12 protein-coding genes, 5 tRNA genes and 1 pseudogene are annotated in these 12,327 nt (G+C 37.5%); 8 read left to right on the top strand and 10 right to left on the bottom strand.

All coding sequences use genetic code 11. The features are described 5' to 3' along the window. The 4 genes and pseudogenes from CFT42_RS13560 to CFT42_RS13545 form a co-directional block, all read left to right on the top strand. A pseudogene (locus CFT42_RS13560) lies at positions 1–659 on the top strand (hypothetical protein); the annotation flags it as partial. Between the two features lie 2 nt (positions 660–661). Then, positions 662–1,093 carry a hypothetical protein gene (locus CFT42_RS13555; RefSeq protein ID WP_088810942.1) on the top strand — a complete coding sequence of 144 codons (432 nt, stop codon included), beginning with the start codon at positions 662–664 and terminating at the stop codon, positions 1,091–1,093. Positions 1,094–1,233: 140 nt separating this feature from the next. Then, positions 1,234–1,665 (top strand): hypothetical protein, encoded by a 432-nt coding sequence (locus tag CFT42_RS13550; protein ID WP_088810943.1) that lies wholly within the window; start codon positions 1,234–1,236, stop codon positions 1,663–1,665. Positions 1,666–1,897: 232 nt separating this feature from the next. Next, positions 1,898–2,254, top strand: coding sequence for a hypothetical protein (locus tag CFT42_RS13545; protein ID WP_088816398.1), 357 nt, complete (start codon positions 1,898–1,900; stop codon positions 2,252–2,254). Positions 2,255–2,399: 145 nt separating this feature from the next. Here the strand turns inward: CFT42_RS13545 and CFT42_RS13540 are convergent, their stop codons facing one another. Genes CFT42_RS13540 through CFT42_RS13530 form a run of 3 tightly spaced genes read right to left on the bottom strand, consistent with a single transcriptional unit; the run spans position 2,400 to position 5,017 of the window. Beyond that, complete coding sequence (locus CFT42_RS13540) at positions 2,400–2,873, bottom strand: GNAT family N-acetyltransferase (protein WP_088810945.1); 474 nt, start codon at positions 2,871–2,873, stop codon at positions 2,400–2,402. Between the two features lie 13 nt (positions 2,874–2,886). Beyond that, on the bottom strand, positions 2,887–4,122 hold the full coding sequence (locus CFT42_RS13535) for an ABC transporter permease (RefSeq protein ID WP_088810946.1): 1,236 nt from the start codon (positions 4,120–4,122) through the stop codon (positions 2,887–2,889). Continuing rightward, positions 4,115–5,017 (bottom strand): ABC transporter ATP-binding protein, encoded by a 903-nt coding sequence (locus CFT42_RS13530; protein ID WP_088810947.1) that lies wholly within the window; start codon positions 5,015–5,017, stop codon positions 4,115–4,117. Before CFT42_RS13530 ends, CFT42_RS13535 begins: the two co-directional genes overlap by 8 nt. Positions 5,018–5,206: 189 nt before the next feature. On the opposite strand from CFT42_RS13530, the gene CFT42_RS13525 reads away from it, so the two are divergent. Next, a complete protein-coding gene (locus CFT42_RS13525; protein WP_088816397.1) occupies positions 5,207–5,845 on the top strand; it encodes a GntR family transcriptional regulator in 639 nt (212 codons plus the stop codon). A 44-nt stretch (positions 5,846–5,889) separates the two neighbouring features. On the opposite strand, the gene CFT42_RS13520 is transcribed toward CFT42_RS13525, so the two are convergent. From CFT42_RS13520 to CFT42_RS13490, 7 genes are all read right to left on the bottom strand, one after another. Continuing rightward, positions 5,890–6,972, bottom strand: coding sequence for an FAD:protein FMN transferase (locus tag CFT42_RS13520; RefSeq protein WP_088816396.1), 1,083 nt, complete (start codon positions 6,970–6,972; stop codon positions 5,890–5,892). Positions 6,973–7,045: 73 nt separating this feature from the next. Continuing rightward, the gene (locus tag CFT42_RS13515) at positions 7,046–7,699 is read right to left on the bottom strand and encodes a phosphatase PAP2 family protein (protein ID WP_159458177.1); all 654 of its coding nucleotides are present in this window, start codon (positions 7,697–7,699) and stop codon (positions 7,046–7,048) included. Between the two features lie 66 nt (positions 7,700–7,765). Continuing rightward, a tRNA-Lys gene (locus CFT42_RS13510) sits at positions 7,766–7,838 on the bottom strand. Between the two features lie 5 nt (positions 7,839–7,843). Next, a tRNA-Gln gene (locus CFT42_RS13505) sits at positions 7,844–7,918 on the bottom strand. 4 nt (positions 7,919–7,922) lie between these two features. Beyond that, positions 7,923–8,006: transfer RNA gene (locus tag CFT42_RS13500), tRNA-Tyr, on the bottom strand. Between the two features lie 11 nt (positions 8,007–8,017). Further along, positions 8,018–8,091 (bottom strand) — tRNA-Thr (locus CFT42_RS13495). A 141-nt stretch (positions 8,092–8,232) separates the two neighbouring features. Further along, positions 8,233–8,304: transfer RNA gene (locus tag CFT42_RS13490), tRNA-Glu, on the bottom strand. Between the two features lie 265 nt (positions 8,305–8,569). Here CFT42_RS13490 and CFT42_RS13485 point away from each other — a divergent pair. From CFT42_RS13485 to CFT42_RS13475, 3 genes are all read left to right on the top strand, one after another. Then, complete coding sequence (locus CFT42_RS13485) at positions 8,570–10,399, top strand: APC family permease (RefSeq protein WP_088810951.1); 1,830 nt, start codon at positions 8,570–8,572, stop codon at positions 10,397–10,399. 418 nt (positions 10,400–10,817) lie between these two features. Beyond that, positions 10,818–11,066: a hypothetical protein gene (locus tag CFT42_RS13480; RefSeq protein WP_088810952.1), complete on the top strand. Its 249-nt coding sequence runs from the start codon at positions 10,818–10,820 to the stop codon at positions 11,064–11,066. A gap of 170 nt (positions 11,067–11,236) precedes the next feature. Beyond that, on the top strand, positions 11,237–12,211 hold the full coding sequence (locus CFT42_RS13475; protein ID WP_088810953.1) for a LacI family DNA-binding transcriptional regulator: 975 nt from the start codon (positions 11,237–11,239) through the stop codon (positions 12,209–12,211). Positions 12,212–12,327: the final 116 nt, after the last annotated feature.

Genomic DNA, 12,327 nt, shown 5'->3' with positions numbered 1-12,327 from the left:
TAAAACGAACCGCTGACTACCAAGATGAGGATAAATATACTATACTAACGTTAGAAGAGTTAAACGAGAAAATCATGAAAGCCTGGCAAGATAAGACGTATTACATGGACGGAAAAGTGTATTCAGGCGCGGCAGGGAGCATCTTACAAGCTTCTGCGTATGTGGAGGACTGGGAAGGCCAACTAGCCGAATCCGGCATTATGTCGGCGTTATCAGGCGTAGGCCTAGGCGCTGCGATAGCTCGTGGGAGTAAGGCGTATAAGGGTGGTAGTGGGGCTGCAAAAGCTTCCCAAGTTTTCAACAAAAATATAACTGTAGATAGTATTAAAAAAAATACAGGGGCTTTCAAAGGGAAAACAGCAGATGAAATTGCAGAGTCAATGAGAAAATCGGGATATGATGTAGTTGTAGAGGAATCGTCCAAGTCACAAACAGGAGCTATGATTATCAAAGTGAAGAATGCATCTGAGAAAGAAGGAAGAAATATTTCGCAGGTACAGGTTTCACCAGGTGGAGGAAGACATGGGGATTTACCATATACTAAAATTAGTACAACAAGTGCAGATGTGGGTAAGATAAAAATTGTATATGGAGAAGAGTCTTTGTATATCTCGAATGGCGAAAAAAATGTAACAGTTGTTTTTGAAGGAGGAAGATAAAAATGATAGATATTAATGCGCCGATTGTTCCATATGAAAGTATAGGAGGAATAAAGCTATATAGTACTATTAAAGAGTTGAAAGAGATTGTTACTGGAAAGAATGTTGAAGTACAGGTGTTTAACAAAGTACGGATTATCTATACTATAGGTGATTCGTTAAAACTGTTTTTTGATCTATTGACAGGAAAGCTTTTTAAAATTGTGACGCTGGCAGGATACAAAGGGGCTCTTTTTGGCGAAATAAAAGTAGGTATGAAAAGTGAAGAATTTTTAAAGATAGAGCCGTCTTTTGTATATGACGACTTTGAGGAAGTGTATGAAACTGAAAAGGGAGTATATATTGAAACCGAGGCACGGAATGATACAGTAAGATGGATATCTATTTTTGTAAAAGAACTAGGAACGGAGGCATTTAAAAAAGGTGAATGGTAGACGTATTATATTAACAAGATTGTAATAATAAGAAATTAATCTTAATTAAATCAAAAAATAGAACTTTCACTTTCCCCTCTCGGAAAGAGATAGTGGGTTATAAAAGCTTTCCAAATTATTTTTGAAGGGAGACAAGTGGAATGATAGATGTAAATGCACCCATCATTCCATATGAAAGTATGGGGGGAGTAAAGCTATATAGTACTATCAAAGATGTGAAAGAGATAATAACTGGAAAAAATGTGGAAACAAAGGTATTTCACAATACATGGATTGTTTATAGTATAGACGATTCATTGGAATTATTTTTTGATCTATTGACAGGAAAGCTTTTTAAAATTGTAACGCTTGGAGGATATAAAGGAACTCTTTTTGGTAAAATAAAGGTAGGGATGAAGAGCGAGGAGTTTTTAAAGATAGAACCATCTTTCGTGTATGATGATTTTGAAGAAATATATGAAACTAAAAAAGGAGTATATATTGAAACTGAGGTTGTGAATGATACGGCAAAATGGATATCCATTTTTGTAAAAGAAATTGATAGTGAAAGTTTTCGTTTAGGGGAATGGTAAGACAAATCGAGAAAGGGAGCTGTTAATTTAGCTCCCTTTTAATACTATTCATCCGAATTAATCTCATCCAAATAATTCTCAAAAATGTCATCTAAGACAGTTAAAAGTACTTCCTTACTTTGCCTGTATGCGAGCTCATGCTTATCTGTGAACGCTGTATGATTATGGGAGTGTAAAGTATGTGGACGTCTAAACCTGGTAAAAAAAGTAGTTTTTAAGAGGAGTTAAAAACATGCAATGGATTATTTTAATTGGCGATGAGAACTTTAATCTTGAGGTAGTAAAGGCAATTAAATATGATAAGAAAAATAAAATGGCGGATGTAGATAGAAATAGAATCGTTGTAGACTTTGGAGAAGAACATATTTTTTATGATTATGTTGAAAATCTATTGGAAGAGTATGAAGAGGAGGAGAATAAAAATATTCCCTATAGTCACCCATATTTTATTATACTAACCTATTCTTCAGTCTCATTACTAAAGCAAATTTTTTCACAAAAGAATTTTTTGAATGATATTTATGTGGATGATGATTATGGGAGGATTATGAAAATCGAAAAATTTAAAGACGTTTTATGTAATAGTTGATGGATTCGTATAAATATGTTGCAAGCAGGGAGTTATTGATTTAATTGTTACAATAACTAAAAAAGAGAAACAAATCCTAACACAGGAATTGTTTCTCTTTTTTTCAATCTATTTCTCTATCCGCCATTTTTAGTGGAAGTTCTCTTTACAAAAAATACGCCATAATAATATCGTCCACATATTCCCCGTTTATTAGAAATTCCTTCTCCAAGCGTCCTTCCACGTGAAAGCCATTTTTCGTATAGAACGAAATCGCTTTTTCATTTTTGGAAAGGACACGCAATTGGAGTTTGGTGTAACCTTCTTTTTTGGCATTTTCTTTTAGGAAGGTCATCAATTGGCTGGCGATGCCTTGTTTTTGGTAGTCTGGGTGCACGGCGATGTCGAGTGTTGCGACATGTTTGTTTGATGGCAGTGGAATCGGAGAGTGGTAGCCGAGAATGCCGACAACTTGGTCCCCGTTAACTGCCACAAATTTGTCGCCAGCAGGGTTTTTCGCTAAGTAATCAGCGGGGGAGTCAAAATGAATTTCGCTAGGTGTAGTCCCGGGTGTCCAAACTAAATGTTCCAGCGCCATCATTGACGCAGCATCTTCTTTTTTTGAATGTCTAATTTCCAAATTTTGTCACCTTCTAATTTAATTTTTTAGCATAAGAAAAAGATTTTCTTAAGGTTTTGATAAGCCCATCATTCGAGTAAAGCAGCACGTTTCCTTTGTAAAGCTTGAGCGTAAGGAAGAAAGCGAGCGCTGTTGTGAGTATTAAAATACCGAGTGAAATGAAAATGCCCGTGTTCGAAACAGAAAGTAAATCCATGCGCGCAAGCATCATCATCGGTGAGAACATCGGAATGTAGGAGCCGATAATCACGAGAATGTTGTCTGGCACGTTGCTCGCCGCAATCGAACCCCAATAGCCGAGAATCGAGAGCATCGTAAGCGGATAAATAAACTGTGCGACCGTCTCGACGTTTGGTACCATCGACCCGACCATCGCGGATAAAATAATATAAAGCAGTAAACCAAACAAAATAAAGAGCAAGTTTAGGATTAAATAGTAGGTTGGGAATGCCGCTAATTGATCTAAAATGTTTTGCACAACATCCGTGTTTTTCATCACGAGCATAACGGAAACCGAAACCACAATGTAAAAGCCAATTTGCGTGAGAAGCATTAAAATAATCGCAGTGAGCTTAGCGAGCAAATGCGTTGTCGCAGAAACGCTCGACAAAATGACTTCCATGATGCGCGTCCCTTTTTCAGTTGCAATTTCAGACGCCACAATATTCGCGTAACTGACAACAAAAATAAAGATGACGAGGGTTAAAACTAAAATGGCGGCGCTCATCACTTCTTTTTGTTTATTCGTCAGCTGGTCAGTTGATTCAACATGATTTTTGACGGGCACAGGAGCAGTAATGTCTTGTAGCTGGGCTTCCGTAATCTTGTAATTTTCTGCCTTTGTAGCAACCTTTGCAGCAGTTAAGTCGGTCGTAATACGTGCAAGCACCTCTTGACCGGCCGTTTCTTCAGTAGTGTATACGGCTGAAACTTGCCCGTTTGTATCCGTAATCGTGAGATAGCCGTCTAGTTTGCCATTTGAAAGAGCCTTCTTCGCTGCGTCTTCCGTCTTAACATCGGTTTGTACTTTAAAATAATCCTTATCTTTTTGAAAAGCCGAAACAAAAGCTTCGTTATCACTTAAAACCGCAATTTTAGTCATATCATCACTATTAAAATAATCCATAATTTTTGGCAAGCCGACAATAAAAGCGGCGATTAAAATGGGAAACAACAGTGAAAAGAGAAAAGACTTCGTTTTGACGCGCCGCTTATAAACTTGCTTCGTGATGACCGAAAACTTACTCATTTTCTTCACCCGCTTTCCATTTGAAAATTTCTTCGAGCGTTGGCGGCTCCAAACTAAACATTGGAATAAAGCCGTCTTTTGTCACATGTTCGAAAACCGCTTTTGCAAACGATTCATCGGCTAATTCAAGCTGTAAAATACCGTCGCGTTTCGCTTCGACTTGCTTAACACCAGGCAAAACCTGTAATTCTTCTTTTGAAAAAGGAGATTTTAAGCGAATCCTTTTACTTCCAAAACTAAGCTTCACCGAATCCGTATCACCGTGTAAGACCGTTTTTCCTTTTTTCAGCATGATTAATGAATCGCAGAGTTCTTCGACATTTTCCATGCGATGACTTGAAAAAATAATGGCTGTCCCGCGCGCCTTCATTTCAAAAACAATGCTTTTAAGAATTTCAGCATTTACAGGATCAAGTCCACTAAAGGGTTCGTCTAAAATAAGCAATTTGGGGTTGTGTAAAACAGTGCTTATGAGCTGGATTTTTTGCTGATTTCCTTTAGACAATGTCTTCACCAAATCACTTTTCTTACCGACGACTTCTGCTCGTTCCAACCAGCGATCAATTTCTGGTAGAACATTTTTTTTGCTCATTCCTTTTAGTTCAGCAAAAAAAAGCAACTGGTCTTCAATTGTAACGTTCGGATAAAGTCCACGCTCTTCAGGCAGGTAGCCAATTAAATTAGGATTTATTTTAGTAGTTGGTTGCCCGTCCCAAGTAATTTGCCCACTTGTTGCTTCTATAAAATGCAAAACAAGTCGGAAAGTCGTCGTTTTGCCGGCCCCGTTTTGGCCAATTAAACCAAGTATTTCGCCAGGTTCGATTTTAAAAGATAAGTCATCAACAGCTATCTTCTGACCAAATTGTTTTGTAACATGCTGTAATTCGAGTGACATTTGCTCTCCTCCTTTTTTTTCTACACATTCTATTCTACCAAAAAAATGCAGAATTGCTTGCGTAAATTTACGGATAATGTAAATTTTTTCCTTTTATAGTGAAAAGATTGATTTAAAAATGAGCGAATAATTCGATATGATAACAGTATCTCAAAATATTTTTATTTTTTTAAAGAAGAAGGTAGTTATATGAGGATAAAATTAACTTTCGTTGCAGACGAAATTTATGCAGAATTAAAAAAAGATATTTTGAACCATAAGTTCAAGCGAGAAGAAAAGATTTCAGTGGAATACGTCATGCGCAGATTTAATGTTTGCCGACCTTTTGCGATGGATGCACTTGAAAATTTAGTGGAAACTGGCTTGCTTAGCTTTGATTACAAGATACTTACAACTGACTATGCAGATTTTCGCCTAATATCAAGGCTAAAAATGACTTTTTATAATTTAAATTATGCTGTTCAAAAATTAGAAGAAAAAGATGTTCCCGTTTGTTTTGATTGTTTAAAACAGGAACTTATGAAAATTAAACTAGCTGTTCGCGAACAAAATTTTGATGTTCTAACAAGTGGAATCCGTAATTTTTACGGCTGCATGATTGAGCATACAGAAATGCCCAGTCTAGAAAAAAATACGGATTATTTAATTGCTCTTTTAATCTCTTTAGAAAAGGAAGATAGGCAGGCGTTTTTTAATGTGCAAGCACGCGGCATAATCGACTACTTGGACACGCTAATTGATTCACTCGATAAGCGAGAATTTGAAAAATGTCATCAAACGCTCAATCAATTTTATGTGCATAACGTAAATTTACTTTTTGGTTCATAAAAAATAGTTTGGAACAAAATTTAACGTTGTTCCAAACTATTTTTTTAATTTCCCATCTTAAAATCGTCATTCGTCAATTCGAATTCCCCTTTTAAGCCGGATGTAATATAGACTTTTTTATCTTTGCTTACAAAAATGGCTTCTACACCATCGTGCGATTCAATGAATTTAAGTCCTTCTTTAATGCCTTTTGAGAAAGCTGCAGAGGAGAGGCCATCACCAGTAATTGATTTTTTACTAATAATGGAAACACCCGCAATATCATTATCGAACGGATAACCCGTTTTAGGATCAAATAAATGGTGGTATTTTTTGCCATCTACTTCTAAATAGCGCTCGTAAATCCCGGAAGTAACAATCGATTTATTTTGTTCAGGCACTTTGCCGAGAATCGTATTGCGTGGGGAGAAGGGGTCTTGAATCCCAACATTCCAATCGCCACCTTTAGGACTTTCTCCTTGAAGTAAAATATTTCCGCCTAAATCAATGATGGCCGTTGTGACGCCATTTTCTTTAAACACTTTTCCAACTTCATCAGCGATAAACCCTTTGGCGATACCACCTAAATCAAGTTCCATACCTTTTTCTTTTAAATAAACCGTTTTATCGTCCTCATTTAGTTCTACATTTTTATAGTTGATAAGCGGTAATTTAGCATCGATTTCGCTTTGAGACGGCTTTCTCGCGTCTGGAAAACCAATATGCCAAAGAGAAGTAATCGGGCCGATTGTAATATCTTTCGTACCATTTGTTTGATCACTATATTTAATGCCTTCTTTTATGAGGTAGAAAATATCATCATCAACTTTAACGGGTGCAACACCGCTTTGTTCGTTGATTTTATCAATTTCAGATGCTCTTTCTTGTTCATCATTTACATCAATTTTATTTGCGAGTTCGCGAACGCGGTCAAATCCTTTATCTAAAACAGCTTCTTTTCCATCATCATATATTGTAAGCGTTACAACGGTCCCCATCAGGAACTCCGTTTTCGTGTACGGATTAGAAGCTAAATGGCGCTCTGCTTGACTCGTTTCGCTTTTTGCCTCTTTCGGAGCTTCCCCGCAACTAGACAAGAGAAGAACTGAGCAAGCCGCAATACTAACAAGCAATCTTCTTTTTTTCATTATGTCACCTCGAATTTTTTCCTACGCTATTAATGTAACTTGTTAAACAAATGAAGTCAATAAGGCTAGTGGACTACTTTTTAATCCGGAAATAACCCCGTTCATAAATAAAAGTCGCAAGGAAAATCGTCCCCAAACCAAGTAAGCACCCAGCGAGAACATCACTCGGATAATGCACCGATAAGTACACCCGAGAAATCATCACCAGTATCACGAAAAAGCCAAATAGAAGTGGCACAATAACCTTACTGCTTTTTTTCTTTAGGTAAAAAAGAATAAGTAAGATGGCTAAAAACCCGTAGAAAGTCGTGGAGCCTGTCGCATGACCACTCGGGAAACTGTAGCCGGAAATAGGAATTAGCGGTTCATCTGGCCGCGGACGTAAAGTGATATGTTTAAAAATTTGTGGCAGCAAAAGCTCACCTAAAAAAAATGTCGCACCCGTCCAGACCGCAATTTTCACGCCTAATTTGCGCCACACAATGATAACCGTAATAAGAGAGAAAATAATCATAGCTACAGTGCCACCAAATTGTGTAAGTATTGTAAAGAATTGGGTTTTTACATCTGTCATGTTTCCTTGAACAAGAGGGATAAGCGCATCATCCAGCTTTGAGATGAAAGAGAGTTGAAACATCACACCAATCCATAGAAAAAGAAAAAGTAAGTAGCAAATAATACTAATCATTAAAAACGAATATTTTTGAGTAGCTTTGTTAGCCATCATATTCACCTCGCCCTTTTTTGTTTTATAGTAAGAAAAAAGGATGAAAGAAAAATCTTTCATCCTTGATGAGCCATGATGGGCTCGAACCATCGACCCTCTGATTAAAAGTCAGATGCTCTACCAACTGAGCTAATGGCTCAAAAATGGCTGGGCTAGCTGGATTCGAACCAGCGCATGACGGAATCAAAATCCGTTGCCTTACCGCTTGGCTATAGCCCATTACTGGTGGAGGAGAGTGGATTCGAACCACTGAACCCTAAGGAACGGATTTACAGTCCGTCGCGTTTAGCCACTTCGCTACTCCTCCAAATATTAAGATGCCGACTGCAGGAATTGAACCCGCAACCTACTGATTACGATTCAGTTGCTCTACCAGATTGAGCTAAGTCGGCGTAAGCACATCTGAACGTTGAGGCAACACATATCAGTCTCTTTTAAAATTTCAGATGTAAACACAACTTCCATTAAAAGTTACTTCATCATAATATAACATTTTCTTAAATAAAGCTAGTTTTAAGAAATAAGTATTACGATGACCCGTACGGGATTCGAACCCGTGTTACCGCCGTGAAAGGGCGGTGTCTTAACCGCTTGACCAACGGGCCAAAAATAAAAAGTAATTTTACAGCCAAAATCTATTATATAAACACTTTATAGATTTGTAAATACCTAAAATAAAGTTTCACTTTTCTGAAAATAAAAATACGTTTTCTTATTGAAAAGAGGGTATTAATCTATAAATTTGATTGCAATATGGGCACTTTATTAGGAAGAATAAAAAAACTCGTTACTTCTATGGCTAGCTATGCTATAATTTGTCATATTGTTTTTTGCTTATTTTAAATTAAACTAAAAAAGGTAGGGAATATCATGGCTTCGCCTCTTAAAAGATTATTAATTGGGCGCCCGCTTAAAAGTTCAGAAGCAGGGGAACAAAAATTAGGGAAATTAAAAGCACTCGCAGTTTTATCATCAGATGCACTTTCATCTATTGCTTACGGGACAGAACAAATTTTGCTTGTTCTTGTTACCGTCAGTGCAGCGGCAATGTGGTATTCACTTCCAATCGCACTTTGTGTACTTATCTTATTACTAGCGTTAAATTTATCCTACAAACAAATCATTTATTCCTACCCTCACGGGGGCGGGGCGTATGTTGTTTCAAGAGAAAATTTAGGGAAAAATGCTGGCTTAGTGGCCGGAGGTTCACTCCTTGTCGATTATATGTTAACGGTCGCTGTAAGTGTATCTTCTGGTACCGATGCAATCATATCGGCAATCCCTTCTTTATTTCCTTTTGCGGTTCCAATTGCTATTGTATTAGTCATTATCGTGACAATCATTAATTTACGTGGGATTACAGAATCCGCGAGCATATTAGCAATTCCCGTTTACTTATTTGTTTTTTCTATTGTCGTTTTAATATTTACGGGACTATTTAAACTAATAATGGGTGTTGATGCCACTCACGAAACAGCATCCGTCGGGACACACGTTCAAGGTGTTACCGTATTCTTGTTACTACGAGCTTTTGCATCAGGTTCTGCCTCTTTGACAGGCATCGAAGCCATTTCAAATGCAGTACCTCTATTTAAAAAGCCGCAAGCTAAAAATGCAGCGAAGACTTTGACGATTATGGCTTCATTATTAGGTTTTTTCTTTTTAGGAATTACCTTGCTTGCCTTTATGTACGGAACAGTACCCGAACTTAAGGTGACAGTGCTATCTCAAATTGCTGAAAATGTTTTCGGACGTAATTTCATGTTTTACTTTATTCAAGCAACTACTGCGCTCATTTTAGTACTCGCAGCAAACACCGGTTTTTCAGCTTTCCCGCTGCTTGCTTTTAATTTGGCTAAGGATAAATACATGCCAAGAATGTATTTAGCGCGTGGCGATCGTTTAGGTTATTCGAACGGGATTATCACGCTTGCAGTTGGCTCCATCGTGTTGATTATTTTATTTAAAGGAAAAACTGAATTACTTGTGCCATTATATTCTGTCGGGGTGTTTATTCCGTTTACATTATCGCAATCGGGCATGATTGTAAAATGGTGGAAAGAAAAGTCTGAAGGTTGGAAGAAAAAACTTGCAGCGAATCTGCTCGGAGCAGTCATTTCATTTACTGTTTTAATTGTGCTCTTTCTAACACGAATTGAATCTGTTTGGCCGGTTTTCATTTTCTTGCCAATCATGATTTATGTATTCCACAGGACGAGAAGGCATTATGTGAAGCTTGGTCCGCAACTTAGAGTCGATGAGTCGATGGATCTTGATATGCCTGACTTTAAAGGAAATGCCGTTATTATTGCAGTTTCAGATACGACAAGAGTTGTAGAAGGGGCATTAAAATATGCGAAATCAATTGGAGACACAGTCATAGCGGTTCATGTATCTGTGGACCGTGTACAAGGGAAGGAGTTTGTTGAAAGGTGGAATCGGGTTCATCCCGAAGTTAGAATTGCCCACTTATATTCAACATATAGGTCCATCTCCGAACCGCTGATGAAGTTTATTGATACCGCAAAACAAAAAGCGGATCAGGATAATTATTCATTAACTGTGCTCATTCCGCAGTTTATTCCTAAAAAAGGCTGGGAGAATGTTCTGCATAATCAGACAAGCCTTATGATACGAACGAAGCTTATGATGAAACGCGATGTCGTTGTTGCTACGTATCCATACCATTTGAAGGAATAGTTTTTCTTCGGGGGAAAGAAAAAGTAATTTGTGGAACAGCTATAGAATAACAACTTCTTTTGGCTTTGTAAAAAGCAGGAAATCCCGTTTTTAAAATGAAATTCGTTCGAAAATCCTCTTTTTGTTAAGACAAAAAGAGGATTTTTTGTAGCCTTATATACAATGAAATACAAAATTGGGCATTTAGTAACAATTTGGTTTTACAAAAAGATAACAATTGTATCATTTTGATGTCGTAAACAAAGTTAGCTTGTAAGGAAGTTGAAAAGCGTGTTATTGTCCCATTTGTCGAAAAAAAAGCGCAAACTTGACAAATTTGTGACGTTTTGAAAAACCCTTGAAAAATGCCATTTATCGGAGTATACTAAAGTTGTAAGTGAGAGATTTTCACAAAGTTATGAAAGTAGGGGTGCGTTGAATGTCGGAACAGGATATTAGATATTTTGTATTACCAGCTTGTATCATTTTTATTCTTGGTATTGCGGCTATGAATAGCGTGGCTTCCCCGCTACTAAACTTTTTTATTGTGGCACTCATCTCATGTATAGCAGGCGTTATTATAGGTACAACGCATCAGTTGTGTAAACTTGTCGCAGAAAACGTGCGTACATATCGCGCGAAAGAGTCACCCAAGAAGAAAATGGGGACACAGTACAACAAGGCCTAACGGATTACTTTTGCCTGAATACTTCGGTTTGTAGAAAAATTATAAGATAAATTAAAGTCAGATTGCTGTTAAAAGTTATTTATCAGTAGTCTGATATTTTTTATTTTCTTGTCCTAATCGGAAAAAATGATACAATTAAAGTACAAGATTTGAATTGGAAGGGGATTTTGATGGCCACATTAGCAGATGTCGCAAAAAAAGCGAATGTCTCAAAAATGACAGTTTCGCGCGTTATCAATCATCCTGATCAAGTTTCTGATGAATTAAAAACCCTTGTTTTTAAAGCGATGAAAGAGCTTGACTACGTACCTAACTTTGCTGCAAGAGCACTTGTACAAAACCGGACGCAGGTGATAAAATTTTTGATTTTAGAAGAAATTGATACGGTTGAGCCATACTACATGAATTTACTGACGGGGATTAGCAGGGAGTTAGATAAGCATTTTTATTCCTTACAGCTCGTTACACGAAAATCCAAAAATATCGGTTCTTACGATGGCTTGATTGTGACAGGTATTCGAAACGAGGATTTTGATTTAGGCGTGTTAGATATTGAAAAGCCTGTCATTTTGTATGGGGAAAATACGCGTGGTTATGATTTTATCGATGTGGATAATAAAAAAGGAACGCGACTTGCAACGGAACATGTTATCAATTTAGGCTTTAAACGTATCGTTTTTTTAGGGATTGATTTATTAGAAGAACAATTTATGGTTTCACGTTTGGCGGGGTTTGAAGAAACGATGCGCCGGCATGGGCTCACTCCAGAATCCTATTTTTTAAAAAACAGTTCACGTGTGGCAGAGCAGAAAGGGATTGATTTGCTCCGCTACAACTCCAATGATATTGCGTATGTTTGCGCTTCTGACCGAATTGCAATCGGAGTCGTTCGAGCAGGACTGAGTTTTGGACGGAAATTTGGTGAGAATTTTGCGGTCACTGGTTTTGACGGTGTTTTCTTAGATCGTATTTCTTCGCCGCATATTACGACTGTTCAATCGCCTGTTATTGAGATGGGGGAGGAACTGGCGCGCATGCTTCTTCGGAAAATAAATGACGCCGGAGCTCCTCAAGATAATATCTTATTCGAACCGCAATTAATCGTCCGCGGTTCAACTACCGGGGCAGAACAATCTTTCTACTAGGCTATTTAATGCTCTTAACGTTTAGTTCTCGAGCTAGAGGTTAAGAGTATTTTTTTGTTTAAAAATGTGAATTTACTCTGGCTACTATTAATAAGCTTTTAGAATATCTCATGTGA

It is taken from the genome of Listeria goaensis (assembly GCF_900186125.1).
Taxonomy (GTDB): Bacteria; Bacillota; Bacilli; order Lactobacillales; family Listeriaceae; genus Listeria; species Listeria goaensis.
The sequence above is the reverse complement of the archived record's forward strand: the minus strand, read 5'-3'. Positions and strand labels throughout refer to the sequence as shown.

What these genes read in the sequence shown, in the direction of transcription:
- CFT42_RS13555 (WP_088810942.1), top strand. Translation starts at nt 662, where the DNA reads ATGATAGATATTAATGCGCCGATTGTTCCATATGAAAGTATAGGAGGA.
- CFT42_RS13525 (WP_088816397.1), top strand. Translation starts at nt 5,207, where the DNA reads ATGAGGATAAAATTAACTTTCGTTGCAGACGAAATTTATGCAGAATTA.
- CFT42_RS13550 (WP_088810943.1), top strand. Translation starts at nt 1,234, where the DNA reads ATGATAGATGTAAATGCACCCATCATTCCATATGAAAGTATGGGGGGA.
- CFT42_RS13515 (WP_159458177.1), bottom strand. Translation starts at nt 7,699, where the DNA reads ATGATGGCTAACAAAGCTACTCAAAAATATTCGTTTTTAATGATTAGT.
- CFT42_RS13480 (WP_088810952.1), top strand. Translation starts at nt 10,818, where the DNA reads ATGTCGGAACAGGATATTAGATATTTTGTATTACCAGCTTGTATCATT.
- CFT42_RS13535 (WP_088810946.1), bottom strand. Translation starts at nt 4,122, where the DNA reads ATGAGTAAGTTTTCGGTCATCACGAAGCAAGTTTATAAGCGGCGCGTC.
- CFT42_RS13545 (WP_088816398.1), top strand. Translation starts at nt 1,898, where the DNA reads ATGCAATGGATTATTTTAATTGGCGATGAGAACTTTAATCTTGAGGTA.
- CFT42_RS13475 (WP_088810953.1), top strand. Translation starts at nt 11,237, where the DNA reads ATGGCCACATTAGCAGATGTCGCAAAAAAAGCGAATGTCTCAAAAATG.
- CFT42_RS13530 (WP_088810947.1), bottom strand. Translation starts at nt 5,017, where the DNA reads ATGTCACTCGAATTACAGCATGTTACAAAACAATTTGGTCAGAAGATA.
- CFT42_RS13520 (WP_088816396.1), bottom strand. Translation starts at nt 6,972, where the DNA reads ATGAAAAAAAGAAGATTGCTTGTTAGTATTGCGGCTTGCTCAGTTCTT.
- CFT42_RS13485 (WP_088810951.1), top strand. Translation starts at nt 8,570, where the DNA reads ATGGCTTCGCCTCTTAAAAGATTATTAATTGGGCGCCCGCTTAAAAGT.